This window comes from Streptomyces sp. NPDC046985 (assembly GCF_040644415.1).
In the GTDB taxonomy this organism is placed as follows: domain Bacteria; phylum Actinomycetota; class Actinomycetes; order Streptomycetales; family Streptomycetaceae; genus Streptomyces.
The window spans coordinates 114,983-138,436 of record NZ_JBEYWK010000017.1 but is presented as its reverse complement, the minus strand read 5'-3'; the positions used below and the strand labels follow the sequence as shown (position 1 = coordinate 138,436).

At 69.8% G+C, this 23,454-nt stretch carries 28 protein-coding genes, 1 tRNA gene and 2 pseudogenes; 29 read left to right on the top strand and 2 right to left on the bottom strand.

What is annotated here, in order from left to right; genetic code table 11:
- Positions 1-35 precede the first annotated feature (35 nt).
- From ABZ861_RS22510 to ABZ861_RS22465, 10 genes are all read left to right on the top strand, one after another.
- Positions 36-602 carry a helix-turn-helix transcriptional regulator gene (locus ABZ861_RS22510; RefSeq protein WP_361632806.1) on the top strand — a complete coding sequence of 189 codons (567 nt, stop codon included), beginning with the start codon at positions 36-38 and terminating at the stop codon, positions 600-602.
- Positions 599-1,030 (top strand): hypothetical protein, encoded by a 432-nt coding sequence (locus tag ABZ861_RS22505; RefSeq protein WP_361632804.1) that lies wholly within the window; start codon positions 599-601, stop codon positions 1,028-1,030. The genes ABZ861_RS22510 and ABZ861_RS22505 overlap by 4 nt, the downstream gene beginning before the upstream one ends.
- Before the next feature lie 308 nt (positions 1,031-1,338).
- Positions 1,339-1,839, top strand: coding sequence for a hypothetical protein (locus ABZ861_RS22500; protein ID WP_361632802.1), 501 nt, complete (start codon positions 1,339-1,341; stop codon positions 1,837-1,839).
- Positions 1,840-2,086: 247 nt separating this feature from the next.
- The gene (locus ABZ861_RS22495) at positions 2,087-2,323 is read left to right on the top strand and encodes a hypothetical protein (protein ID WP_361632800.1); all 237 of its coding nucleotides are present in this window, start codon (positions 2,087-2,089) and stop codon (positions 2,321-2,323) included.
- Positions 2,313-2,708 (top strand): hypothetical protein, encoded by a 396-nt coding sequence (locus ABZ861_RS22490; RefSeq protein ID WP_361632798.1) that lies wholly within the window; start codon positions 2,313-2,315, stop codon positions 2,706-2,708. Before ABZ861_RS22495 ends, ABZ861_RS22490 begins: the two co-directional genes overlap by 11 nt.
- Positions 2,636-2,911, top strand: coding sequence for a hypothetical protein (locus ABZ861_RS22485; protein ID WP_361632796.1), 276 nt, complete (start codon positions 2,636-2,638; stop codon positions 2,909-2,911). Before ABZ861_RS22490 ends, ABZ861_RS22485 begins: the two co-directional genes overlap by 73 nt.
- A 23-nt stretch (positions 2,912-2,934) precedes the next feature.
- Positions 2,935-3,189, top strand: coding sequence for a hypothetical protein (locus tag ABZ861_RS22480; protein WP_361632795.1), 255 nt, complete (start codon positions 2,935-2,937; stop codon positions 3,187-3,189).
- Positions 3,107-3,436 carry a hypothetical protein gene (locus tag ABZ861_RS22475; RefSeq protein WP_361632793.1) on the top strand — a complete coding sequence of 110 codons (330 nt, stop codon included), beginning with the start codon at positions 3,107-3,109 and terminating at the stop codon, positions 3,434-3,436. Before ABZ861_RS22480 ends, ABZ861_RS22475 begins: the two co-directional genes overlap by 83 nt.
- A 273-nt stretch (positions 3,437-3,709) precedes the next feature.
- Positions 3,710-4,807 carry a hypothetical protein gene (locus ABZ861_RS22470; RefSeq protein WP_361632791.1) on the top strand — a complete coding sequence of 366 codons (1,098 nt, stop codon included), beginning with the start codon at positions 3,710-3,712 and terminating at the stop codon, positions 4,805-4,807.
- A 76-nt stretch (positions 4,808-4,883) separates the two neighbouring features.
- Positions 4,884-5,657, top strand: a complete 774-nt coding sequence (locus tag ABZ861_RS22465; protein WP_361632789.1) for a hypothetical protein — start codon at positions 4,884-4,886, stop codon at positions 5,655-5,657.
- 88 nt (positions 5,658-5,745) lie between these two features.
- Here ABZ861_RS22465 and ABZ861_RS22460 read toward each other — a convergent pair whose 3' ends face one another.
- Positions 5,746-7,377: an ADP-ribosylglycohydrolase family protein gene (locus ABZ861_RS22460; protein WP_361632787.1), complete on the bottom strand. Its 1,632-nt coding sequence runs from the start codon at positions 7,375-7,377 to the stop codon at positions 5,746-5,748.
- A 230-nt stretch (positions 7,378-7,607) separates the two neighbouring features.
- Here ABZ861_RS22460 and ABZ861_RS22455 point away from each other — a divergent pair.
- The 5 genes from ABZ861_RS22455 to ABZ861_RS22435 all read left to right on the top strand — a co-directional run bounded on the left by ABZ861_RS22455 (position 7,608) and on the right by ABZ861_RS22435 (position 10,073).
- Positions 7,608-7,679, top strand: a tRNA-Arg gene (locus tag ABZ861_RS22455).
- 67 nt (positions 7,680-7,746) lie between these two features.
- On the top strand, positions 7,747-8,034 hold the full coding sequence (locus ABZ861_RS22450; protein WP_361632785.1) for a hypothetical protein: 288 nt from the start codon (positions 7,747-7,749) through the stop codon (positions 8,032-8,034).
- Complete coding sequence (locus ABZ861_RS22445; protein WP_361632783.1) at positions 8,031-8,666, top strand: hypothetical protein; 636 nt, start codon at positions 8,031-8,033, stop codon at positions 8,664-8,666. The genes ABZ861_RS22450 and ABZ861_RS22445 overlap by 4 nt, the downstream gene beginning before the upstream one ends.
- A 115-nt stretch (positions 8,667-8,781) precedes the next feature.
- The gene (locus tag ABZ861_RS22440; protein WP_361632781.1) at positions 8,782-9,504 is read left to right on the top strand and encodes a hypothetical protein; all 723 of its coding nucleotides are present in this window, start codon (positions 8,782-8,784) and stop codon (positions 9,502-9,504) included.
- Entirely contained in the window at positions 9,501-10,073 is a 573-nt protein-coding gene (locus ABZ861_RS22435) for a hypothetical protein (protein WP_361632779.1), read from the top strand. Before ABZ861_RS22440 ends, ABZ861_RS22435 begins: the two co-directional genes overlap by 4 nt.
- Before the next feature lie 181 nt (positions 10,074-10,254).
- On the opposite strand, the pseudogene ABZ861_RS22430 reads toward ABZ861_RS22435, so the two are convergent.
- A pseudogene (locus ABZ861_RS22430) lies at positions 10,255-10,922 on the bottom strand (IS5 family transposase); the annotation flags it as partial.
- A 451-nt stretch (positions 10,923-11,373) separates the two neighbouring features.
- Between ABZ861_RS22430 and ABZ861_RS22425 the strand changes: the two are divergent.
- From ABZ861_RS22425 to ABZ861_RS22360, 14 genes and pseudogenes are all read left to right on the top strand, one after another.
- The gene (locus ABZ861_RS22425) at positions 11,374-12,648 is read left to right on the top strand and encodes an N-6 DNA methylase (protein ID WP_361632777.1); all 1,275 of its coding nucleotides are present in this window, start codon (positions 11,374-11,376) and stop codon (positions 12,646-12,648) included.
- A 79-nt stretch (positions 12,649-12,727) separates the two neighbouring features.
- Entirely contained in the window at positions 12,728-13,252 is a 525-nt protein-coding gene (locus tag ABZ861_RS22420) for a hypothetical protein (protein ID WP_361632775.1), read from the top strand.
- Positions 13,253-13,907: 655 nt separating this feature from the next.
- Positions 13,908-14,489 carry a hypothetical protein gene (locus ABZ861_RS22415; RefSeq protein WP_361632773.1) on the top strand — a complete coding sequence of 194 codons (582 nt, stop codon included), beginning with the start codon at positions 13,908-13,910 and terminating at the stop codon, positions 14,487-14,489.
- Complete coding sequence (locus ABZ861_RS22410) at positions 14,489-14,893, top strand: hypothetical protein (RefSeq protein ID WP_361632771.1); 405 nt, start codon at positions 14,489-14,491, stop codon at positions 14,891-14,893. The genes ABZ861_RS22415 and ABZ861_RS22410 overlap by 1 nt, the downstream gene beginning before the upstream one ends.
- 116 nt (positions 14,894-15,009) lie before the next feature.
- A pseudogene (locus tag ABZ861_RS22405) lies at positions 15,010-15,399 on the top strand (PH domain-containing protein); the annotation flags it as partial.
- 330 nt (positions 15,400-15,729) lie between these two features.
- Entirely contained in the window at positions 15,730-16,773 is a 1,044-nt protein-coding gene (locus tag ABZ861_RS22400) for a PH domain-containing protein (protein WP_361632867.1), read from the top strand.
- A gap of 388 nt (positions 16,774-17,161) precedes the next feature.
- Positions 17,162-17,557: a hypothetical protein gene (locus ABZ861_RS22395; protein WP_361632769.1), complete on the top strand. Its 396-nt coding sequence runs from the start codon at positions 17,162-17,164 to the stop codon at positions 17,555-17,557.
- A gap of 54 nt (positions 17,558-17,611) precedes the next feature.
- A complete protein-coding gene (locus tag ABZ861_RS22390) occupies positions 17,612-18,061 on the top strand; it encodes a hypothetical protein (RefSeq protein ID WP_361632767.1) in 450 nt (149 codons plus the stop codon).
- Positions 18,062-18,677: 616 nt separating this feature from the next.
- Positions 18,678-19,376 (top strand): hypothetical protein, encoded by a 699-nt coding sequence (locus tag ABZ861_RS22385; RefSeq protein WP_361632765.1) that lies wholly within the window; start codon positions 18,678-18,680, stop codon positions 19,374-19,376.
- Between the two features lie 71 nt (positions 19,377-19,447).
- On the top strand, positions 19,448-20,353 hold the full coding sequence (locus ABZ861_RS22380) for a hypothetical protein (RefSeq protein ID WP_361632763.1): 906 nt from the start codon (positions 19,448-19,450) through the stop codon (positions 20,351-20,353).
- Between the two features lie 68 nt (positions 20,354-20,421).
- Entirely contained in the window at positions 20,422-21,402 is a 981-nt protein-coding gene (locus tag ABZ861_RS22375; RefSeq protein WP_361632761.1) for a DUF4007 family protein, read from the top strand.
- Between the two features lie 104 nt (positions 21,403-21,506).
- Positions 21,507-21,956, top strand: coding sequence for a hypothetical protein (locus ABZ861_RS22370; protein WP_361632759.1), 450 nt, complete (start codon positions 21,507-21,509; stop codon positions 21,954-21,956).
- Positions 21,953-23,062 carry a DUF6884 domain-containing protein gene (locus ABZ861_RS22365; protein ID WP_361632757.1) on the top strand — a complete coding sequence of 370 codons (1,110 nt, stop codon included), beginning with the start codon at positions 21,953-21,955 and terminating at the stop codon, positions 23,060-23,062. The genes ABZ861_RS22370 and ABZ861_RS22365 overlap by 4 nt, the downstream gene beginning before the upstream one ends.
- A gap of 38 nt (positions 23,063-23,100) precedes the next feature.
- Positions 23,101-23,442, top strand: coding sequence for a hypothetical protein (locus ABZ861_RS22360; protein ID WP_361632755.1), 342 nt, complete (start codon positions 23,101-23,103; stop codon positions 23,440-23,442).
- Positions 23,443-23,454 lie beyond the last annotated feature (12 nt).

Here is a 23,454-nt window from a genome sequence, read left to right as displayed (position 1 = left end):
CGAGCCGGCATCGAAAGGACGGAGGAGGTGCCATCATGCGGACCCAGCGACGCGGCGTCAGCAACTTCGACGGCCGGCGTCTGGCGCAGGCCCGGGTCCGGCGCGGATGGCCGCCGGCCCAGCTGGCCTCCGAGGCCGCCGTCACCGTGACGGTGCTGAACCAGTACGAGACCGAGAAGCGCGTCCCGGAGCCGGACACGCTCGCGCGGCTGGCCAACGCCCTCGGCTGCACGGTCGAGGATCTGCGCCAGCCGGCCGCTGTGACGCTGAAGGACTTGCGCCAGCGCGTGGGCGCCAGCCAGCAGGAGACGGCAGTGGCGTCCGGTCGCAAGCGCAGCGCGTACGCGATGCTCGAGCAGGGTCGCACCACTACCCTGCCACCGCAGGAGGCGGAGGTGCTCGCCCAGTTCTTCGGCGTGGACCGCGACACCGTGGCGGCCGCCCACGCCGCCTCGGTGGCCGGCCAGGCGTCGCGGCCGGCTCCCCTCATGCTTGAGGGCCCCCTTCTGGAGGGGCTGGCCGACCACTTCGCCATGACTCCGGAGGAGTTGCTGCACCTGGCGCAGCGGCTGGCGGTCGGCGGGGGAGGTGAGTCCAGGTGACCTACCACCGCGGTCACCCGCTGACCGTCGCCCGCCACGAGGCCCTGCTCAGCCCGCTTCCGCCCGGCCAGGCCCAACTTCCCGTGGACACGCGGTGGCTCCGGGCCCGAGCCGAGCTGTTCCGTGAGGCCGCAGAGCGGCCGTTCGCCCTGACCTTCGACTCCACCCGCTACACGGAGACCACCGGGCTGCATTTCCATCCGCACTATGTGGCTCAGGTCTACCGGGGCGAGGAAGATGCCCGTCTGGAGACGCCGCTCATGGTGGTGAACCTGGCGCGGGTTCCGACGAGGGCGGACGCCGACCGCGTGCTCGCCCATGAGTGCATGCACTTGCGAGTTCCCTCCTACGGACACAAGAAGATCGCGTTCGCCTACGCTCAGGAGATCCTGGACCAGGTCGCTTCGCTCACCGCGGCGGCCGCGTAGGACCCTCCTACCGAAGACGCCGCTGAGCCACGGGGCAGGAACACGGTCCCAGCGCGAGAGCGGCCCGCTGACCACGGGCCGCAACACATCATCGACACTTGCTTAAATCTATGAGACTTCATATAGTTCTTTCTGTGAGGGCGCGAGACGCCCCACCCCGAACCATCCTGTAGGAGCCGCCTTCGCGGCTCGCCCCTTCTCCTCGTTCCCCCCGAGGTGAAGGGGCCGCGAGGCCCGGACCGGGCTCACTCCCTCGGCCGGTCCGGGCCTCGCTTCCCCTCTGGGGCCACACCGTTGAGGAGAATGACGTGCACGCAACCCTGAGCCCCGTTCTGGACGCGATAGAAGACGCCGCCCGTCAGGCTGCTTTCGCCCGCGCGACCGGCACGGCGATCAACACCCCGCCGCACCCGGAGCCGACCGTCCTGGACGCGAACTCCGAGAATGAGGGCGTGGCAGCGGTGCTGCGCCACCGGCTCGGGCTGGACGACCGCATCCGGCTGAGCATCTACGAGGACGCGAACCACCCGCTGTTCCCCGCCGCGCAGCGCTTCCGCGCCGCCCGCATCCAGCTGTCGCACGGCCGTCGGCGCCACCTCTTCATCGCCACCTACGAGGACGGCTCCTCCAGGCTGTCCTTCAGCCTGATCGCGCCTTGCTACGCCTGCCTCTCGCCGGTTCCCTCCGTGGTCATCGACACCCTGGCGGACTTCGGCGACTGGCTCATCGACACCCGGGACCAGCGCGAGGCCCCGCTGTTCCGCTCCTCGCCCGTACACCGCGCCGACTGCCCGGTACGCGGCGACTGACCGCTCCATCCGCGCCGGGGCCCTGCCCCGGCGCGACTTCCCAGGGTGCCCCCGGCTCTTCGAGCCGGGGGCACCCTGCATGAACGGCGCACCGCGCCCCACTCACCACGCCCCGACGCCGCCGGCTGGCTCGGCCCACCACACGCCGGTCACCGGCGGACGCGTTCCGGCCCTCCGTCGGAACGCGTCCGCTCCAGAAGCGAGAGCAACCATGGACTCCCTCAGCCCCGCTACCGCAGTCGTACACGTGAAGGCGACCCGGTCCGCCCTGTACGATTTCACCCTGACGATCGCTCTGCCGGAAGGAGCCACCGCCCAGCCCGCGGCGATCTGGCAGCTTGTCGAGAACCTCCAGCCCGGCGTGCTCTCCGCAGAGTGCACAGACTCCACCCTGGACCGGATCACTGATGTCGTGCTGGTGGACGTTCTCGATATCGAGTTCCCGGCCAAGAACGCCATCGGGGGAGCCCGCGATGAGCGCTGACGCACACGGCCCCCTTGGCCGCGTGGTTCTCGACCCCGAGTCCCGCACCAATGGGACCGACGGTGACGGGTTCCGCGAACGGCTGGCCGACTGGCTGCTGTTCATGGTGCCGATGTTCATCGCGGAGCAGCGCGACGCCTCCGCCAAGGAGATCGAATTCGCCCGCGTCGAAGCGCTCGAACAGATCGCCAGCCACGGCGACGACCTCCAGTTCGGGGGCAGGCACCAGGGCACTTCCCGGACGGCCCTGGCCAAGGGTTTCGCCGTCCTGGCACGCGCCGAAGGCGGTGTCAGTGCGCTCGGCGTCCACGCGTGCACCGCCCCGCACCTCCACTGTCCCGGCGAGCGCCACGGCGCCCCCGACCTCGCGAAGGCCAAGAAGTGAACAACACAGCGGACAACAACGGAACCACCAAGCCGCAGCCCCGGAAGTGGCTTCTCACACAGAACTCACAGCTCCGCAAGGAGGGCATTTTCAATTGGACTCTCCCAGCTTTTGACGTGAAACTCCCAGATGGCTCGAATTTCAACGTGTGCCCCCAGGCAGGCGCTTGCGCATCGCTTTGCTACGCGCCCGCCGGAGCCTAGCTCCGGACGAGTGGGAGAAGCGCATGAAGGAGGAGTTGGGCCACAAGCGCTACAAAGGCAAGTGGATTCGTCTCCACGACGCTGGTGACTTCTTTTCCGACAGTTATTTGTCGGCTTGGCTTCGCATTATGGATGCATCTCCTGACGTGCGGTTCTACTGCTACACCAAGGAAATCAGCCGGTTCAAGCGTATCGTTGAACCCTCCGCACCGGAAAACTTCCTGTGGTGCTACAGCCTCGGCGGGCGCGAGGACCATCTCATCGACCGGGGAGCATGAGCGACACGCTGATGTATTCCCTGATGCCGAGGCCGTCGCCACAGCCGGGTACACCGACCAGACCGAATCGGATCTACTGTCGGTCCTCAACGAATCTCCTCTCGTCGGAATTCCAGCCAACGAGATTCCACACCTGAAGAAGCGCCAAGGCTCGGAAACCTTCGGAAGTCTTCAGGAAGCGCTGGACGCCAAGCTGGCGGAGAAGAAGATCCGAGCGGCCGGGCGAGCATTCCACCTGGCCTCCTGACCAAGCCATTTTCTTTCCCGGGAAAGGGGCGGGCCCAGCGTCAAGCTGGACCCGCCCCCGTTGGCGTCCGGGACACACCCCGACCGGATTGCGCAAGTCTATGAGTTTGGGTAATCTCGCTGGCGAGGTCGCACCCTGCGCCTCTCAGCCGGCGCACCACACCGGCCGGCGTACGGAGTCGCCGGCCCTGAACAGCAGCAGAACCCGGCCAGCCCACCCGGGGCAGGCCACGATGATCCGCCGGCTCAGCTGGCCAGGGACGGAGCGACCACCATGATCCCTGCGGGCACCGACCGCAAGTACACCAACTACGACAAGATGGCCGCACGGTACGGGGTGGACCGTACGACGGCGGCCACGTGGTCGCGGGAGGAGGGGTTCCCCGAGCTCCTCTACGCCGCAGGTCAGGGCGGCCTCCAGATCTACGATGAGGACGACGTCCACGACTGGGTGCGCGAGCACCACTTCGGCTCGTGGGTCCAGTCCCAGCGAGACAAGAAAAACCCCCTCAATCTACCCAAGGGCGGCCCCCGCGACCTGTTGTCGCTTCGACGGATCGGCGAGCTCGAGGGCCGAGCCCTGAACCGGCCGGCCACGCCGACCAGCACCCTGCGCACCTACCTGTCCCCATCCAAGGGGATCCTGCCGCCGGCCGACCGCACACCGGACGACGGCCTCCAGCCGAAGGTCACCGAGCCCATGTGGTTCCGCGAGACCGCCTACACCTACATCAGCCGACCGCGCCGCACACGCCGTACCACGAGTTCCGACGACAACCAGTCGGGCAGGAAGGCGCCGACGAAGCAGCCGGCGGGCGACGAGGCATTGCTCGACCTGGACCTGCCGCCGGGCGACGACACCGACCTGCTGACTTTGCAGCGGATCGGAGAGCTGGACGGACAGGCCCGCGGCCGCGGCAAGGCCACCACCGTCGGCACCCTGAAGAACTACCAGTCGCAGAAGCTGCTTGCGAAGCCTGACAGGACACCCGGTGACGGCCAGGAGCCGGCCGTAGAGGAGCCCATGTGGTTCCGCGCCACCGCCTACCGCTTCATCCGCCGTCCGGGACGTACACGCCGCGCGATAGACACCGACCAGTCCGGCGGCTTGCTCAAGCTGGATCTGCCGCCCGGTAAACATGACGATCTGCTGACCTTGCGGAAGATCGGGCAGATCGATGGGAAAGCCCGCGGGCGCGGCAAGGCCACCACTTTTTCGTCGATGCGGACCTACTGGTACAACGGATTGCTCGCGAAGCCGGATCGGACGCCCGACGACGGCCTAGCGCCAGCCGTAGAGGAGCCCATGTGGTTCCGGATTACCGCCTACCGCTTCATCCGCCGCCCCGGCAAGGTCGGCGGTGCCCGCTGATGGCCGGCGATCCGACGGTCGGGCGTAGCCGGCCGGCAGAGCCGTGCTCGACCTGCCCTGACAGGAAGGTGGAGCGATGAGCTCCGGCAAGCGCCCTGCGGCCCGGCTGGACCGGGCAGGCATCGCCGACACGTACGGCGAGCTGCCCCGGACGGTTGACGCATGGGTGAGGCTGCTGAACTTCCCCGGCCCGGTCGGCGAGGAGGAGTGGGACGCGCAGCAGGTCGACGACTGGGTGAAGGTCAGCCGGCCGCAGTCCTGGCCGGCCCGCGCCCAGCGGGCGGACGCTTCGGCGAAAGAGCCGACGGCCGCGCAGACAGGCTCGGAGAGCGCCGCCGAGACGGCTGCCCCGGGCACCGCGGGCGGCGGCGAGCTGGAGGACAAGGCCGGGCTGGCGCTCCGGTACGCCGTCAGCGAGGCGACGGTGGGGGCGTGGACCCGGATCGAGGGCTTCCCCGGATCGGTGGGCGACCGATGGCGTACGAGCGCTGTTGACGGCTGGGTCGAGCAGCACAGGGCGCACGTCTGGGCGGAGTTCAAGGGTGAGGGGCCCACGGTCGTGGTCCCGCCCCCGCAGGGCGATCCGAAGGATCTGTACGACGTCGGCGGTTACGGCGTCATTCTCGGCAACGCCACACGGGGCAAGCCGCTGGCGCGTACAACCGCGCAGACGTACAAGCGCCAGGGGCACCTGGAGCCTCCGGACCGGACTCCGGGCGACCGGAAACGGCCCGAGGTCTTCGAGGACATGTGGTTCCTGGAGACGATCACCAAGCACGTCTACTCGCGCAGGGGGCAAGGCCGGCTTCGCGCCGGCCGAACGCGCCGCACGAACAAGAAGAAGCGGTGAACACCGGCTCCTCGTCGCGGAGGCAGGCAGCAGGTATGGGTGTGGCCCCAACGGAACTCCGTTGGGGCCACACCCACATGCGCCGGACTCAGCGCCGGTGGATCAGCTCCCGCCACCGCGAGCGCCGGCGCACCGGGAAGGCGTCCCGCTGCGGCTCCTCGCCCGCCAACTCGAATACGGCGTCAAGCATTTCGGGGTGGTTGGGCAGCGTCCAGTAACCGCTCAGCGCGTGGTTGATCTCGCGCAGCGCGTCCAAGGGCGCCACGCCGTAGGCCAGGTGGCTGTAGACGGCCGCGACAGCGGGGGTGCGGCTGCGCCCGGCGACGCAGTGCAGCAAGACCCGCTTGCCCTCCTGGCGGAGCCGGAGGACCTCGCGGGCAGCTTGGTCGAGGGTGAAGTGGAGGTGCGAGTTCTTACCGGACTTGTCCACCAGCCAGACGCGTACGTGCTGGACGTCCGTGCCGATCAGGATCGGATTGGAGCCCACCCGGCACAGGGACACGACCGCATCGACCGGAGCGGGGCCCGGGTGCTCGGTCAGCGCCAGGTTGCCCAGGACGAGGCCGGGGTCGTGGGGGTGCCGCGCGTTGAACGCCTTGCCCGACGAAACGGGGGTGGTGACACGGGGCGCGGAGGGCCAGCCGTCGCGGTCGTCCTGCCCGGCGCGGGCAGTGAGAACGGCGAGTCGGATCAGGTCCGCGCTGGTGTTGGTCGGCCAGCCGTGAACCTTGTTCTGCCAGGCCAGCGGGACGGCGGATGAACCCCAGCGCGCGCCGAGCAGTGCTCCGGTGATAGCGGCGACGGTATCGGTGTCATTCCCGGTCCGTACGGCGGCCTCCAGCGCGAGCTGGAAATGCTGAGCGGCGAAGCTGCCCTGCTCGGGCAGGTCCTCGGGGACCGGGGTACGGGTGATGGCGGACCATGCGGCCTGAAGGGCTTCGACCACCCAGCCGTTGCGCCGGAAGTGGCGCGGCGGGTGGGCCTCGGCCGCGTCGAGCCGGGCCGCCCAGACGGCGCGGCGCTCCTCGGGCAGAAGGTCAAGGCCCTCACGGACACCGTCGAACGTCCCCGTCAGGACGGCGGTCCTGATGCCGGAGCACCACAGGATGCACGCCTCGGCGCAGTCAGGGTCGGCGTGCGTCAGCTCGCTGACCAGCTTCGCGGCCTCGGCCATGGCCGTCGCGTCGTCCAGGTAGGCGAGTGCGACGATGCCCGTCCTCATGAGTGAGCCGTTCCCGGCGCTGTTCCTCGGGTGGGCGGCGGCGTGTCGGCGGGACACGGCCAGCATCGCTTCGGAAGGTGAAGTCCCCTTGGCGCGCATGGTGGTGCCCAGGACGCTGCGCGTCTGGTTGCCCACGTCGGCCGGGCCGCCCCCGTACCAGCGGAGGAAGTTCATGGCGATCGCGTCGAGGGCTTCCGGGGTGCGCAGATCCGCGCCGGTCGCGGCGACCTCGGCGATGCAGACGTGCATCTGGGTGTCGTCGCTGTACTCGCCGGGAGCGAAGTTGAACGGACCGCCGCCCTTCATCTCCGGGAGACGGTCGTCGCTCATGCTCGGGCGGAACTCGTACGGCACGCCGAGCGCGTCACCCGATCCGGCGCCCAGGAGCACTCCGGCGGCGCGGTCCGTGGCCTTCTCGTCCAGACGCGCGGGGCCGCCCTCGGCGGACCACGGCCCGAAGTCGGCGTAAGGGAGCGGGGAAGCGGAGTTCGAAGACATGAGATCTCTTTCTGCGGGGCCGCTGAGGCCGAGGACGCCCCGCACATGAGCGGAGTCGAGGGAGCACGCGGCGTGGAGTCAGCCGGGCGGTGCGCCGCACGCTCTGCGGTGGCGACGCATTGACAAGTTGTCATAGCGTCACGCTGCACGTCAAGGACTTAAAAGTAGTTGCTTAAATCTTAGAGTCTGTGTATTGTCCTGAGTGTTCTGGGGGCACGGCCTCCTCGGATACCCCTGTAGCTCAGCGGACAGAGCTGCGGCTTGCGGAGCCGCGTGCGGAGGTTCGACTCCTCCCAGGGGTGCTCCCGCCCAGGTGCCGCCGGCTCAGGCTCGGCACCGCACCACACCGCCATTAACCCGGAGTACGTCATGCTCGCGCCCGATCTGGCCCGGCTCGTCCGGGCCGCCGACCGAAACCGGCTCGTCGCTGCCGTACAGGCGGCCGTCGATACCGTCGCCTGGTACGCGCCGGCCCCGAAGCCCGACTACGCGGACACCCACCTGAGCATCGCCCGCAGTGAGGCGAAGGCGGAGCTGGCCGAAGAGGTGGTGGACGCCATCGTGCTCACGTTGAGCGCAAGCTCGATGGCGGCCCCCGCAGCCAACGCCACGAACTCTCCGGACTCACCCAACTCTGCTAAGGAGCAACGACCTTGACCGCCCACTGGCGATCCATTCCCATGCCGCCAAACGTCGCGCGGCTGCCGCGCAACACCGCGGGCCGGCCGGTTCCCATCAACACGCCCTGGTACGAGACTGCCGACGACGGCGGGCAGATGGCCATCAGATCCAGCGCCGACCTGGGAGAGCACGTGGTGTGCCCGTGCGAACCCGGTCGCGGAACGGCCGCGTTCGGCGACCAGTGCCCTCCCCGTCAGCGGAAGTTGATGGAGCAGCGCCTGTGCGGGATCTGCGGCAGGGCGATCAAGAAGACGAGCAGTCTGGTGTTCATCGGCGCCCCGAACGCGGGCTTCTACATCGAACCTCCCGTTCATCCCCGGTGCGCGGCATACGCACTGCTGGTCTGCCCGACGCTGTCGGCGGCCGACGACGTCGAGCTGACGATCGCCCGCAGCTACGTTCTGCGCGAGCGCCGCATGAACGGGGTCTCATTCGACCTCAAGATCATTTATGACCTCTTCCCGCACCGGGACCCGAACGCACGCCGCAGGGGGCCGCTCGACTTCTATCTGGCCTTCCCCGAGAACGCCCACCGCATGGCCGCCAAGGACTGGCTGACCAGTCACGCCCCCCCGGCTGTAGCCCGTCGACGACGAGAGAGCCCATGACGTGCAAGTGCAGAGCCCGGACGTACGAGGGCCACCTGAAGAAGACCCAGGCCGGCTACCGCGGCACCGTCTGGCTGCCGCCGCAGCCGCCCCGATCGAATGGAAGCACCGAACGATGCGAACTCCCGCCGACTCCCGAGCAGACGCCCAGCGCCTGATCGAAGCCCTGGCCGGCCCACTGCCCCGGGACGAACGAGGCCGCGCCGGCGCCGTGCAGGCCGGGCTGCTGCGCAGCGGACTGCTCGACAAGAACGACCTGGGCACCCCGGCCGTCGTATCCGCCACCCGAGACGGTCTGACCAGCCTGGCCCACCTCCTGGACGAAGCCGCCCCGGGACACGGGGCCGGACACCTACTGCTGCTCCTGTTCGCCGAGCGCGCGCAGTTCACGCCCCATCCCGTCCCGGAGGCATGGCAGCTCCGGGCCCGTGACGCGGCCATCGCCTTGCTGGACCATGCCCTGCGACACGCGGAGGACCCGCTCCGCCTCCTCGGCGCGGCCCTGGAGGTGCACGCCGAGGAGAGGCGCGAGTGCAGCACCTTCGCCCCTTCCCGTCGCGCCTCTGGGCAGGCACCGGCCGCCGTCACACCGGCCCTCACTCTCGACCAGACGGAGCTGCACCTGGCCGTCGGGGCCTTCGAGCCTGGGATTCTCACCGTCTGCGGGCAGCAGGTGGAGCAGAAGGCCGCAGACTCCGCAGGCAGCGCCGGCGGCCTCCCGCCGGAGTGCGCGGGCTGCTTCGGCAGGGCGCCCCTGGACCCGGCGCCGATCTTCACCCCCGGAGAGCACGACGCCTGGACCGCCTTCCTCGTGGACCACCGCCCGGAGGGGGCATGAATCCCGAGCAGGGATCGGCCATCGAGCGGCGGCGGGCCGCGCAACTGCCGCCCGGCATCGCGGCCTTGCCGCGGGACGCGCGCGGGTACCCCATCAGCTTCGTGACCGCGGTGGGGCCCGACGGCACGCCCGACTTCACCGAGTTGGACGGCCCTCGACGGGCCCGAGCCATCGTCGAGCACCTGTGCGGCCTGTGCGGGCGGGCTCTCCCGCTGGTCCGCGCCGTGATCGGAGGACCGCAGGTCGTGGAACACCACCTCGCGATGGACCCGCCGATGTGCGTACCGTGCGCGGTCTTCGCCGCCACCCACGCGGCAGCCGGCTGCCCCTTCCTCCTGATGCCCGCCGCGCGCTTCCGCAAGGACCGCGGCACCCGGCCGTCGTCGCCGCTGGTGGCCAAGGAGCGCCCGCAGACCATGTACCTGGCCCGCACCTTCGCCCATGAAGCCATCCGCCTCCGGCTCCCCGACGGCTCCGAGGAGGTCATGGCGCTCTGCGACAGATGGACCAGCCTCGAAGAGATCCGGGCGGGGAGGCTGGCCGACGCGCGGCACCTCCTCTCAAGATGACTGCTTAACACTATGACTAGAAGTGCGGTTCGGTCGGTGTCGCCGACGCGCGCCACCGACCCGACCGCCCTCCCCGCACCCCAAGCGGACTTATCCGCGGAAGGACTTCCATGCCCCGCCGATTCCTGATGAGCCTGCTGCGCCGCACTCCCCGACCGGCCCCCGCCACTAAGACCGTGTCCTATGTGGTGAGTCGGAGCAGTCGTTTGTAGCAGCAGAGGGCTGCGGCGAGGCCGAGGAAGGCCAGGTAGTTACGGGGGTGGCGTTCGTAGCGGTGGTTCAATCTGCGGTAGCCGGTGAGCCAGGACATGGTGCGTTCGATGACCCACCGTCGGCGCCCTAACCGTTCGCTGGACTCGACTCCCTTGCGGGCGATGCGCACGCCGATGTGCTTGCCCCATAGCCATTTTCGCAGGTGAGGAATGTCGTATGCCTTGTCCGCATGGAGCCGCTGCGGCTTGAAGTTCCGGCCTCGGTGGGGGTCATGTCTCGTTTGGTGACCCATGATCATCGGCTTCAGCGCGAGGCTGTCGTGGGTGTTCGCCGCGGAGAGGCCGACGAGGAGGGGCAGGCCGTTCGCGTCCGACAGGACGTGCATCTTGGAGCCCGGCTTGCCCCGGTCCACGGGGCTAGGACCTGTGAGTTCGCCCCTTTTTTAGCCCTCACGTGCGCGGAGTCGAGCACCGCCCAGGAGAGGTCGAGGAGACCGGCGTCGTCCAGACGGTGCAGGATCTCCTCGTGCAGCCGGCCCCACACGCCGGCCCGCGACCAGATCAGGAACCTGCGGTGTGCCGTCGACTTCGATATCCCGAAACACGGCGGCAAAGCCCGCCAGGCACACCCGCTGACCTGATCCGCGAAACCGCCACCCGCCATACCGGCGCGCCCGATCGCGCCGAACACGACCACCACTGGGGAGAGGAAACCCAGCGCTGGAAGGTCGAGGAGCGGTGGAGCTGGCGCTGCCCCAACCCGCACCGCCACAAGGCCATCGTCGACGCAGGAGGTACCTGCCCGAAGGTCAGGGTGCGGGTCAAGGAGCACGTCAACGGCCCCAGGGGCAGAGAGCTCGACATCCGCCGTACCGCCCGGATCAGCACCATCAGCACCATCAGCACCAAAGTGGGAAAGCCGGGATGATCTTGCACGAGCACTCCGGGAGGGGTACCGATGAACCGACGCGCTCCGCCGCAGCACACGTCCGCCGCAGCGAGAGGCGCGGCTCTGTCATGCGCGCGGCCGACGCCCGGCTCAGGAGGAGTTAGCGATGCCGTCCCCCGCCAACGCGTCGCCTCGCGCCTTGGAGCACCTGGTCGACGGACTCGCCGACGAGGTCGGCGTGCACGCGGCCGTCTCCTGGGCCCACGGCGTTGCCCTGGTGCGGCACGCCGCAGAACACCGTCTGCTCGCCTCCCCCGTCGAGCTGGAAGGGGGACCCGACGCCGTGCGGCGCGGGCTGGAGGCCCTGGCTGCTTCCCATCCGGCACTGGATTCGCTCACCGACCCCCAGGTGGTCGGCATGTGGAAAGAGCCGATCAGCCAGGCCGGCTGGGCCCGGGCTGCACAGATGTGGACTCACACACCGATCGGCGACGTCGGCCACCGCGTGGACGGATTCCGCCTCGGAGACGCCTACCAGGCACTGTCGGTCGACGCACGCAAATCGAGGGCCTTGCGCCAGACACCGATCTGGGTCGCCGAGTTGCTGCTGGACCTGTCCCTCGAGCCCGCGCTCGACGAGGTCGGGGCCGACCGGGCCCGGATGATCGACCCGTCGTGCGGAACCGGGCACATCCTCATGTCCGCCTTCCACCGCGTGCGAATCCATGTCCCCAAGGGGCGCGGCCCGCGCGCGACGGTCCCGGTGGAACGCTCGCTGGAACGCGCCCTCGAAGCCGTACACGGTGTCGACCTGGACCCTTATGCGGTGATACTGGCGCGGTACCGGCTCCTCGCGGCCACCGCGAGCTTCCTGAAGCTGCCCATCGCATCCGTACCCGCCGGCTGGCCTGTGCAGGTGGCGGCAGCCGATGCGCTGCTCAGCACCGAGGAACCGCTGCTCCGACCGGGCCGCTATCACGCGGTGGCGGGCAACCCGCCGTACATCACGGTCCGCGACCCCCATCTGCGCGAACAGATCCGCCGCACCTACCCGGAGGTGTGCAGCGGCAAGTACTCCCTCGCTCTGCCCTTCACCGTGCTGATGACGAGGCTGGCCAGACCGGCCGGCACCATCGCGCAGCTCACGGCCAACTCCTTCATGAAGAGGGAGTTCGGCAAGAAGTTCATCGAGCAGTACCTCCCCACGGTGGACCTGACCTGGGTCATCGACACCAGTGGGTGTGTCATCCCGGGGCATGGCACGCCTACGGTGATCATGGTCCACAACGCGCAGCCCCCGCAGGGGGACACCATCATCACCATCCGGGGGAACCGCGGCGAACCGCGGATGCCCGAAGACCCCTCTCAGGGCCTGGTGTGGAGGGCGATCGAGGAAGCGGTTCACCAGCGCCTGGCGCTCGATCGTCTCCGGCGAGGCATCGAAGTGAGCCGAAGCACGTCAGCTGTCACATAGGCAGGATTCTTGTCACCAGAACTACGGGCGAGCCTTCCGTCTTGGTCTCCAGGGTGTGTCGAGCCGCTAGGCTTGAGGGATGAGCGATGACCGTCCTGTTCTCCTCCCGTCCAGCTGCGAGTGGAGCGAGGATGCGCGGCTGGTGGGTGGGGCCCTGCGGACTGTTCAAGCAGCCGCGTCGGCGACCGGTGATGAAGCGCGCTACGTCCTTCCGCCCCTGCCCTGGCAGGTCGCGGCCGATCTGGTCGAGAAATGTCCGACGGTTGATCATCATCATTCGAACATCAGGATCATGGTGGTGCCGGAGCGCGACTTGCGCGCCCTGTGGGCCTGTTACGAAGCCCTTGTGGGTGCGCACGAGGGGCACGCCGAAGCCACGAAGTTGGCCGACCTGCTCTCCCCTTTCCTCCGCGCTTACGACGACACAGATCTGGAGGGCCTCGTCGCGTGCGTGGGGCGCGTACTTGCCGTCCTGAGCCTCGGAATCGACGCCGCCCGCGCCCTCTACACGCACCTCTCCTCGAAGGAGTGCGACACGCCGGAAGCGGTCGATGCGGTGACCGAGATCCTCACGGCGTGGCGCAAGGCTGGCGTCGCTCCCTGAAGGCCGGATGTGGTCTTCGAGGAGTGGCTTGCGGGCGCCGCAGTAGGGCTAAGCAGGCCGCTGTGCGGAGCCAGCGGAAGACGTTGTGCTGCGCAACGCAGGTCTCGCGCAATGGCCGGAAAGACGGCCGAAGGTGGCGTCAGCCAGCGATCGGACACGCACTCATCGACGGGACGGGACCAACGAAGTTGCTTAAAACTATGAGTGCAGTTATGGTTGTCTTATCCGGGCCGCCAGACTTCAAGCGCACACCGTCGCCGGCCCGCCTCCATACCCCTTCGAGAGGGAAAACCCCATGACTTCCCCGACCATCCCGCCGCCCGTCGTCGGCCGTGGAGCCATACGCATCAAGCTGGACCGCGGAATTCACCCGGCCACCCTCAAGCCGCTGTTGGAACCCGGCACCACCACGCCCACCTCCCGGTGCGGATCATGCGCCTTCCTGGTGGAACGGCTGGTCGGAGACGGGACGACAAGGATGAAATGTGCCGTCAAGGCCCAGCGGCGGAGGGGCCCGGACATCAAGCCCGACTTCCCCGCATGCGTCGAATTCACTGCCACGTAGCGGCAGTTCCTCATCAGCCCGGCGGTCGGCGCGGCCGTGAGGCCGCGCCCCCGGGCCCTCTCCCCATCCAGACCGTCAAGAGGTGCCGTTGTGGCGAGCGTTGACCAAACCCTGACCGATCTCATCCGCAGCTTCCCCTGTGCTTATCCCGATCGCACCCAGGCGCTCCACCAGGTCCTGGTAGTGCTCGGCGCCGGGTACGAGTGGCAGGGCGGCGAGGTCGTCCAGCGATTCGACTCGGACGGGAGCAACTGCCTGAGGGTGCACGGCATGTTCAAGGTCTCCGCAGACGAAGCAGACCTCATGTGTGGACCCGGGGAGACGATTTTTCGGGAGGACCGCGACGGGACCTGCCCCTCCGAGCACCTCCGCAGCCGCGCCGTGGAGCTGGCCCGCACTCCTGGGCCGCTGCGCCAGGACCCGTATCCGGCGAGCACGCTCGCACCGCTGTTCAACGTCCCGGAGGATGCCGCCGCGGACTGGGTCGAGGCCGCCCGGGAGATCGCCGAGGTCGTCGTCCCGCTCTGGGCCAACCCGTCCCCGTACGAGCTGGCCCTCACCTTCTCCTACACCGCTGAACAGCGGGCGTACGCTCACCGCCAGCACTCGAAGGCGCTCGCCCTTCTTGAGCAGCGCTTCGGTCCCGGTTGGCTCTCCGACGGTCCGCGCTGATGCCGTCCGAGCTCATGCTCTCCCGAGGCGAGCCGTGCATCAACTGCGGAGTGCAGGTCGGCGAGGAGCACGCGGCCGGCTGCCTGGAGACGCACTGCCCGCGCACCGGCCTCCCGCAGACTTCCTGCCCCGGTCGGCATGGCCACAGCGGAGGGGGCGTGTGGACCGGCCTGCTGCCGGGAGAGGGAGCCGCAGTGGCCTTCGGCTGGTTCGCCGCGCTTCGTCCCGGTCAAGGCTGGGTGCCGGTCGCTCCCCGGACCGACGCCGTCGACTATGGGACCGACTACATGCCCGACTTCAACAGGGTCTTCTCACAGGCCAGATGGGACCAGGCGGCCCAGAGATGGGTGAAACCACCGGCCCCTGGGGAATCGCGGCCGCACTCGGCGCCGCCACACGAATGAAGAAATTGACTCCAGCGCAAGCAAGATCACCCGACTTTACGCAAGAGGTCATCGCGTCGACCGGCCCTTCCGGTCGGGGTACGCCCCCCACGCATCCCCTGTTCGAGCCCGACTGAGTGCCGTTCACCCGGCTCCCCCATACCACCCTGGTCCTGTGGCGCGTATCAACGGCGGCTCGGGCCGCCGTGCTCACCGCAGTGGCCGCAGGTATCGCGGTGGCCCTGCCGAAGCTGTGGCCGGCCTGCCCGACCTGGCTCGTCTGGAGTGCCTGGGCGGCCGCCGGCGCGGCGACCGTGCGCGGTGCTGTCCACTGGCAGCGGCTGAGCAGCGCCTGGCGGTTCAGCGGCTACAGCCTGGCCAGGGAAGCGTTCTGGGTACGGGGCGGCATGTGGCACCGATACCTCGAAGAACTTCCCTACGGGCGCGTCCAGGCCGTCGAGGTCGAGTCCGGTCCCCTTCAGCGGCGCCTGGGTCTCGCCTCCGTGACCGTCGCCACCGGGGCCTACCACCGCGTCCCGACCTGGACGCGACCGACGCCGAACGGATCAGGGACGTCCTGTCCTGGGCCGCGCGGGAGAGGGCGGAGGTCCTGTGAGCGAGACAACGTTGCTGGAGGGTCGGCTGCACCCCATCACGCCCTGGCGCCAAACGTGGGCGGCAGCCACCGGCATCGCCACCTTCCTCTTCCGCGACCTGCACGAATGGTTCACCAGCGCCGCCTCGTGGCCATGGTGGGCTCTGGCACTGATCGCCGCCGCGGTGACCCTCCTGGCCGCCGGCTACGGATACGTCTCCTGGCGGCGAACCTCCTACCGTCTCACCACGGACGCGTGCACGTGCGGAAGGGCATCCTGTTCCACCGACGCCGACGGTTCGAGTTGGCGCACCTCCAGGAGGCGGACACCCACCGGCCGTTCCTCGCACGATGGCTCGGCATGTGCTCGCTCCGCTTGTCGGTATCCGGTCAGAGCGCCCACCTCAGCTACCTGTCCGACACGCAGGCCGCCGTACTGCGCAGCGCGCTGCGCCGACACATGGCGACCGAGGTGCCCGCCTCCGGGGCCGCCACCACGGCAGCGGAGTCGGACGTCATGCTGTCCGTTCCGGCTCGCATGCTGGGGATGTCGCTCCTGCTGGAGGTGCACACCTGGTTCGCCGCCGCGGTGAGTATCGCTCTCGGCCTGGTGCCCTACGCGGTGTTCCACCAGCCGCTCACCCTGCTTTCGGCGGCCGGTTCGCTGGGCGCGACATGGCGGCTGACCGCCTCGCGCTGGCCGCGCTGGCACGGCTGGACACTCACCGCCGAGCCGGGCGGGTACCGCGCCGACTACGGCCTGTTCGACCGCCAGCACCAGACACTCCGCCATCAGCGCACGCACGCTGTCGAGTTGTCGCAGCCGCTGCTGGGGCGCCGTCGTGGATGGGTCCGGATCTCTCTGGCGACGGCCGGCCACCAGAGCCCGCTGCTCGTTGCTCCCGTCGCCACCTGGGAGCAGGCCGAGCAGCTGGTCCGCAGCCTGTACGGCGCGAACGGCGCCGAACTCCTCCGCGTCAGAACACCTTCGCCCCGGCGGGCCCGCTGGGCCACTTTGTGGAGCCACGTGCTGTCCTGCACCGCGAACGCCGAGTACCTGTGCATCTGGGACGGATGGTTCCTGCGGAACAGAATTCACCTCGCGCCGGTGCCGAAAGCACAGAGCGTCGAGGTCACCCAGGGGCCATGGCAGCGGTTCCTCCGCCTGGCCACCGTCCGCGTGGCTCTCGCAGGGGGCTCCGACTTCATCGCCCGCCATCGCCGAAGCCGTCGAGACCGCCGCACGGCTCCGCGCGACCAGAGGGACAGCGGCCGACTGAAGGCTGCCGTCGTAGATGAGAGTTGACCGCGCTTCTGAGCTGGGCACTGTCAACATCGCGACGGTGGTACGGCCCGAGGGCAGGTCGCTGGAAATGAGAGCGCTCGTCGGACGGGCCGCTACCCGGGTCGCGCAAGGCGCGGGAGCGCCGCGCCCCGTAGCCTGCGCAGCAGGGTCGAAGTGATAACGCGCAGGTCAGAGCGCCGAGCACTCTCATCTGCACTCTCATGTTGAGGTATTCACTCTCATTTTGGAGCGCCGCTCTCACCGACTTCGCGCCGCGCTGCCCCGGTTCGGAGGTGAAGCCCCAGAATCTTGCTTAAATCTATGAGATTGGTTATAGTTGAGGTGTTGGTGGCCGAGCCTCTGGGCCGACCACCGACACCTCACCCCTCCGAGACTCACGGGAGCCACGATGCCCTCCATCGCCGACAAGCGCGCCGCCCAGATCCACGATCGCCTCTCCGGCCGTGCGCAGCGGGCGGTCGAGGACCAGAAGAAGAAGCTCGCCGAGCACTGGGACCGGTTCCAGAACATGAACCCGGCGGTCATCAACGCCTCGGCCGTCTTCAAGGGCCTGGAACTACGCCAGAAGCTCATCGAGTTGTGGTCCGCCGTCGTCGGCGAATGCGCTCTCCGGAACGCCTCGCTGGTCTTTCAGGACGCGATCGCCCGGGCGGAGACGACCGTCGAGATCGGCGTGACGGCGGGCATGGGAACCCAGGTGTCCAATGCCCGACAGGAGATGTACGTCGAGGCGTGCCAGTACTTCCACGAGGAGGCGGAGCGCATCTACAAGGCGCTGTCCTGAGCCTGGCCCCGCTGTCCCACCGGCCCCGATCCGACCACGAGCAAGGAGCACGCCTTGGGCGCCATCGAGAATCACGCAGCCATGATGTACGGGTACCGCCTGGGAGGTCCGGCCGACGGCTGGGCCGGGCTGGCGAACGAGCTGGTCCGTTGCACCGACAGCATCGACGGCTCCTCGTGGTTGATGCCCAGGGTGTCGTGGGAGACGGAGGACATGCGCGAGGAGAACCACCCCGACTACTTCGCCGCCGCAGCCGCGGAGCGGCTGGCCGCCTCGGGCCTGGAGTCGCTGTTCCTTCGGACGTACTCGCTCGGATGGGAGGTGGAGGGCCACATCGTCGCCGCCGTGATCCACCAACCTGAGGGCGGGCCACTCGCCCTAACCCCCGCAACGATGGCCGCCGCGTCACAGCACGATGCAGTCCTGGCGCGGGCGCTGTCGGTTCTGGAACTGCGCACCCTCGCCACCAAGCCGGAATGGATCATGGCGAACTACTACGCGTGACCTTCGCTTCGGATGCCCCCACGGCGTCAACGGGGAGTTCGTACCCGGCCGCAGCTCGCGGCCCGCCTCAGCCCATAACGCGTACCGAAGGAAGTCATGGACTGCTGGAAGTCCGGGAGAGTGTCGGGACCTCGCGCCCCGTGGGCGGCCGGTGACGCGCGGCGGCGATTCGCCTCACGTCCGGCCGGGCCGGCGGTGCGGAGTGCACCTCGCCCGAGACCGCGGGCCGGGTGGCCGCAGGGAGGTTGAGCCTGATGGGCAAGTCCGCACTGCGGCGCACCAAGGTGTCCGCGACCCGCAAGCGCGCCTGCCTCGACAAGCGGCGATACCCTTCGCCGGAGGCGGCGCAGAGCGCTGCTGAACGGCTGGCGCGCGACGAGCCGTGGCGGCATCCTCGGGTGCCCTACGAGTGCCAGTACAGCGGGCGGGAGCCACACTGGCACATCGGCCGCCCTTTCGGAATTCCTCGGAGTAGGCGGCGATGAAAACTCCAGAGACTGCTTAACGCTATGATTACGAGTATTGTCTAGGTACATCTTCACCGATCCAGTCGAGCCCGCCCGCAACGGAGCCCGCTCCTGGCACGGTGCCTCACGCTCTGCGAACGGAACCCCCGATGGCTTCACGACATGCCCTTGTGTGCCTGCCCCCGCACGCCGCCGAGACCTCATACACCCTCGATACGCGGCTGCGGCGCGCACTCAACAAGGTTCGCGGCGGCCACTTCGACAGCTATGAGATCACCACGGGCCGGTACACGGAGCACTTCCCGCTGGAGCCCGGAGCTCAGGCCGACGACCCTCGTCTCGTACGGTCCGCGTCCGGTCCGGCCGACCGGTGCGCCGGTGGTGTCCTGAGCCTGCTGGATCTCGCCGCGCTGCGCGATCGCCACGCGGCGGAGGCCGCCGCGCTCCACGACGCCTGGACACAGGCCACCGACGGCATGCCCCCGGCCGAGCCGTGGGAGCGGTTCGAGCGGCACTTGGGCGGGGATTCCTTCCAGGCGCTCCTCGGCTTCCGCGCGCAGCCGCGGCTCAAGGTGCTCGACGCGATCAAGACCGGTCCCCGCCAGCGCGGCGAAGAGGCGGCCCTGGTCAGGCTGGACCGGGCCGGGTTCATCGCCCGGGCCCGGCGGCGCGCCGTCCCCGGCAACAGCCTCCGCGAACTCGACGGCACGTGGCTCACGGACCCGGCCTGGCTGAACGCGGACGACCCCTTGGAGTCCGGCAGCACGGCCTACCACGACCACGTGAACGCCTACATCGACGCGCGCGACGGCGACGTCCTCGTCGTGGGCGTGGACTGCCGCCGCTGACCGCCGTTTTCCCCCTCCGCACCGGGGCGGCACCGAGGCCGCCTGCCCATCCCCTCCGAGGAGCCAATTCCATGTCCTGGGACCTCGTTCCTGGTCAGCACGTCGACCGCGCGGCTCTCCACGCCAGTTACGGCGGCCGAATCCATCCGCGTATCAGCCCCTCGAAGCAGAGCCCGAACGTCTTCTTGTTCATCACCCCGGACGCCGAGGCGGGTGCGCTCGACGGCTGGACAGGGGAGCACCTGTACTTCGGCGGGGAGGGCGGGCTCGACGGCAGGGACCAGAAGGTGTCGCAAGGCAACCGCTCCGTCGTCGAGCACGAACAAGACGACCGGGCGTTGCGCGTGTTCCTCCAGCCCTACGACGGGCCGGTCCAGTACGTGGGCCAGTTCCGGCTGGACCCGGAACTGCCGTTCGTGCACGTCGACGCGCCTTTCGACATGCGCAGGCCGCAGGACGTCAGGAGGGCGCTCGTCTTCCGGCTCCTGCCGCTGAACGGGCCGCCGGTGGGACTGCGTACGGCCGAACCCGTCGCCCGGCGCACGGTGCTTGAGCAGACCGCTCCCTGTCCGGCGGAACGCGCCGTGCTGCGGGGGCCGGTGCAGACCTCCGCGCAGACGGCCGCGCGCAAGCTGCTCCAGCAGTACGAGCATCACGCTCGCTGGGAACTGCGAGCCGACCTGTCCGGCTACCGGATCAAGGTCGCCGGGTCCGTCACGGAGCTGGTCGTCGACCTGTACGACATCACCCGCAACGAGCTGGTGGTGGCCCGGGCCACGCAGGCACGTGCCGCCGTACGCGAGGCCATCGGAGAACTCCACGACCTCGCGCGCTACTTCACCCCCGAACCGGCCCGGGTCATGGTGCTCCCCGCGCGCCCGGACGAGGACCTGTCCGAACTCCTGCACCGGCAGCAGGTCAGCGCGGTGTGGCCGATCGGCCCGCGCGGCTTCGGCCGCACCGATCCCTCGTCCTGACCCCGTACCCGCCCCCGGTGTCCTGCCGCCCGGCGGCAGGACACCCTCACCCGGAGATGAACATCCCCATGGAAGATCACACGGCTCCGCTGGCAGGCTGCGTACCCGCCTTCGGCCGGCACCGGACCTACCCCCCACGCCGCGGATGGCTTCTGAAGGTGCACACCGCCCTCCAGGACGATCCGCACGTCTTCCAGCGGCCCGACGCTCCCGTCGTCCTCGGCGTCGGCTCCAGCATGGTGGCCTCCATGCGGTTCTGGGCCGGTGCCTTCGGTCTCGTGGAGGAGGACTCCGCAGGAGCGCCCGGGGCAGCGGTCCCCACCGCCCGGGGGCGCTGGCTGCTCGACGAAGAGGACGGCGCCGACCCGTACCTGGAGGACCGGGCCAGCCTGTGGCTGCTCCACTGGTGGCTGCTCACCGGCACGCCGTGTTCCGTGCCGAGCTGGTACTACGTGTTCGCCGTCTACGGGCTCTCCCGTTTCACCCGCGCCGAGCTGCTCTCCGGCATCCAGCGCGCCGTGGCGCGCAGCGGATGGCGGTCCCCGGCCGACGATACCGTCCGACGCGACATCGCCTGCCTGGCCACGATGTACGCGCCGCAGGTCGGCTCCGTCGACCAGCCCCGCGCCGGCCTGGAAGACGTCCTCGCCAACCCATTCGGCGACCTCGGGCTGCTGAGCACCGCGACGCCGAGGTCCCACCCGCGCGGAGACCGGAGCCACGAGATCACGCTCGCCACGGGCGCGGGCCGGTCGGCTCCGGCCGCCGTGCTGCTCCACGCCTGCCTCGACTACGCGGCCCGCGACACAGCCGCTCCCGGCAGCATCGCCGTCGCCCGGCTGGCGAGCGGACCGGGACGGATCATGCTCCTGGACAGCGGCGCGCTGCGCCGGGCGCTCGAACGCGCGGCCCGCCGCCACCCGGCCGTCTCCGTCGTGGAGTCCGGGGCCGGCGAGATGCTGCTGACCTACGACGCACCCCCTGCGTTCCTGGCCGACCAGGTCCTGGCGGGCCTCTTCCGCAGGCCAAGCGGCCCCATCGGTCTCTGACACCCACGGCCTTCACCAACGACACCGGCACACCGCCGACCCGCCGCCGCGACGCAGCGAGCACAACCTGCCGCCCCCCTTACCCGCCCCCGGAGTACCCGCACGTGACCACCGACCGCCCCTACCTCGCCTACCTGGGCCCCTCCGACCCCGCCCGGCCTCAACCCGGCCGGGCCACCGACGAGGACGCCGACCGCCTGGAGAACGCGGTGCTGACCGCCTATCTCACCCACCTGGAGGCCGAGGGACACCGCGTGCTGCGCCACCGCGTCGTCACCCATCCCGAACTGGCCTCCACCGACCTCTTCGACGCCACCACCGACGAGCTGGTGATGGCCTGCCACCGCACCCACTACCTCGCGCTCATCGCCGCGTACGGCGTGATCATCGACTGCGCGCGGCTCTTCCCCCGGCCGCGCCGGGCACTGCTGCTCACCACCGCACCCGGCACCTTCGTGCGGGACTTCCTGAGCTATCACCAGATCATCGCCATCTGGCCCGAGAACGGCGCCTTCGTACGCGCGGAGCCGGCGCCCGAGGGGAGCGCGCCGTGAGGCGCCAGATCTTCGGGCCGCCCGCGGACATCGACGCGGGCCGCGCCTGGCGCGCGGCCGGGCTCCTCGTCGACGTCGCCGGGCGGACCCTGCCGACCGCGCGCCGGCCCTGCGCGTTCTGCGACGGCGAAGACCTCGGCGACACCTGCCCGGCGGCGCTGACCTGCCCCACCTGCCGCGCCGGGCCCCGGACACGGTGCCAGCGGCCCAGCGGACACACGGCCGATCAGTGGCACCGGGCGCGTGTCCGCGCCGCCGACACGGAGGACCAGCGCCGTGAGGACGGCGGCGAGACCAACCTGCCCGCCCGGTGGCTTCAGCCGGGCGCCAACCGATCACAAGGAAAGACGATGACCACCGAGCACCAGCACGCCAACACCGCTGACCCGGCCGCCCCGACCGGGCCGGACCGGACCCGCTCCTCCGCCCCGCGCATCACCACCGCGCAGCGCCGCGCCCTCCTCGCCGGCGCCAGGGACCCGCTCGGGCTGCTGCCCAATGCCGTCAACCTGCGGACACTGGCCTCCCTCGCCGAGGCCGGCTACGTCGGCCTCGACCAGAGCCGGGACATTCTGCGTGGTCGCGAGGCGACACGGGACGAACTCGACGTCTGGGGCGGCGCCCTGACCGAGGCCGGCTGGGTGCGGGCCCGGGCGGAGGGCGCGGGCCCGTACCGGATCGTCGTGGTGGGCTGCGGGAAATCCAAGCAGGACCGCCGCGTGCCGGCCGGGGCGATGTACGTGGGCCCGTTCCATGGCTCCTGCCGGGAGACCGCCAAAGCCCTGCTCCAGGACGGCGGCCGACAGTACATCCTTTCCGCTGCCCACGGGCTCCTGGATCTTTCCACGGAGATCGACCCGTACGACATCACGGTGGGCGATCCCGGCAGCATCAGCGCGGAGCTCGTGCAGGCGCAGGTCCGGGAGCGCGGCATCGAGTCGGCGGAGGTGACGGTGCTGGCCGGCGGCAAGTATGTCCAGCTCGCGCGGCCGGCATGGCCCCTGCTGCGGGCCCCGCTCGCCGGCGCTGCCGGGATCGGCGAGATGAAGCAGCGCCTCTCCCAGATCCGCCTCGCCGCGCGCGCCGACGCCGGGCGGCAGTGGTGAGCGCGGCGTCCGGGCCCGACCCTCAGCGGTGGGAGGAGATGGCCGCCGGCCGTGCCGACGGGTGGACGCAGCGGTGGAGCGGCCGCGTGCCGACCTGGCGCCACACGTCGCAGGGCGGCTTCGACCGACGCCGCTACGAGGTGGTCGAACTGGCCGAGGCGCCCGCCCGGGAGTACATCCAGGCGAACCACTACCTGTCGGGATGGCCGCCGGCGGTGCACCGGTACGGGCTGGTGGACCTCGAGCCCGCAGGGGCGGAGATCGGCCACGACGTCGGCGGCGGCCTGCTGGTGGGCGTCGTCGTGCTCGGCGTGCCGATGAGCCGCCGTGCTTTGACCAGGGTTTTTCCGTCGCTGGTCCCTTCTGCGAATCGCCTCTGAGCATCGACTGAC

Bases quoted from the DNA above. Each gene is read 5' to 3' on its own strand.
- ABZ861_RS22510 (WP_361632806.1), top strand. From the start codon at position 36: ATGCGGACCCAGCGACGCGGCGTCAGCAACTTCGACGGCCGGCGTCTG.
- ABZ861_RS22490 (WP_361632798.1), top strand. From the start codon at position 2,313: ATGAGCGCTGACGCACACGGCCCCCTTGGCCGCGTGGTTCTCGACCCC.
- ABZ861_RS22480 (WP_361632795.1), top strand. From the start codon at position 2,935: ATGAAGGAGGAGTTGGGCCACAAGCGCTACAAAGGCAAGTGGATTCGT.
- ABZ861_RS22470 (WP_361632791.1), top strand. From the start codon at position 3,710: ATGATCCCTGCGGGCACCGACCGCAAGTACACCAACTACGACAAGATG.
- ABZ861_RS22465 (WP_361632789.1), top strand. From the start codon at position 4,884: ATGAGCTCCGGCAAGCGCCCTGCGGCCCGGCTGGACCGGGCAGGCATC.
- ABZ861_RS22460 (WP_361632787.1), bottom strand. From the start codon at position 7,377: ATGTCTTCGAACTCCGCTTCCCCGCTCCCTTACGCCGACTTCGGGCCG.
- ABZ861_RS22450 (WP_361632785.1), top strand. From the start codon at position 7,747: ATGCTCGCGCCCGATCTGGCCCGGCTCGTCCGGGCCGCCGACCGAAAC.
- ABZ861_RS22440 (WP_361632781.1), top strand. From the start codon at position 8,782: ATGCGAACTCCCGCCGACTCCCGAGCAGACGCCCAGCGCCTGATCGAA.
- ABZ861_RS22435 (WP_361632779.1), top strand. From the start codon at position 9,501: ATGAATCCCGAGCAGGGATCGGCCATCGAGCGGCGGCGGGCCGCGCAA.
- ABZ861_RS22420 (WP_361632775.1), top strand. From the start codon at position 12,728: ATGAGCGATGACCGTCCTGTTCTCCTCCCGTCCAGCTGCGAGTGGAGC.
- ABZ861_RS22410 (WP_361632771.1), top strand. From the start codon at position 14,489: ATGCCGTCCGAGCTCATGCTCTCCCGAGGCGAGCCGTGCATCAACTGC.
- ABZ861_RS22395 (WP_361632769.1), top strand. From the start codon at position 17,162: ATGCCCTCCATCGCCGACAAGCGCGCCGCCCAGATCCACGATCGCCTC.
- ABZ861_RS22385 (WP_361632765.1), top strand. From the start codon at position 18,678: ATGGCTTCACGACATGCCCTTGTGTGCCTGCCCCCGCACGCCGCCGAG.
- ABZ861_RS22380 (WP_361632763.1), top strand. From the start codon at position 19,448: ATGTCCTGGGACCTCGTTCCTGGTCAGCACGTCGACCGCGCGGCTCTC.
- ABZ861_RS22375 (WP_361632761.1), top strand. From the start codon at position 20,422: ATGGAAGATCACACGGCTCCGCTGGCAGGCTGCGTACCCGCCTTCGGC.
- ABZ861_RS22360 (WP_361632755.1), top strand. From the start codon at position 23,101: ATGGCCGCCGGCCGTGCCGACGGGTGGACGCAGCGGTGGAGCGGCCGC.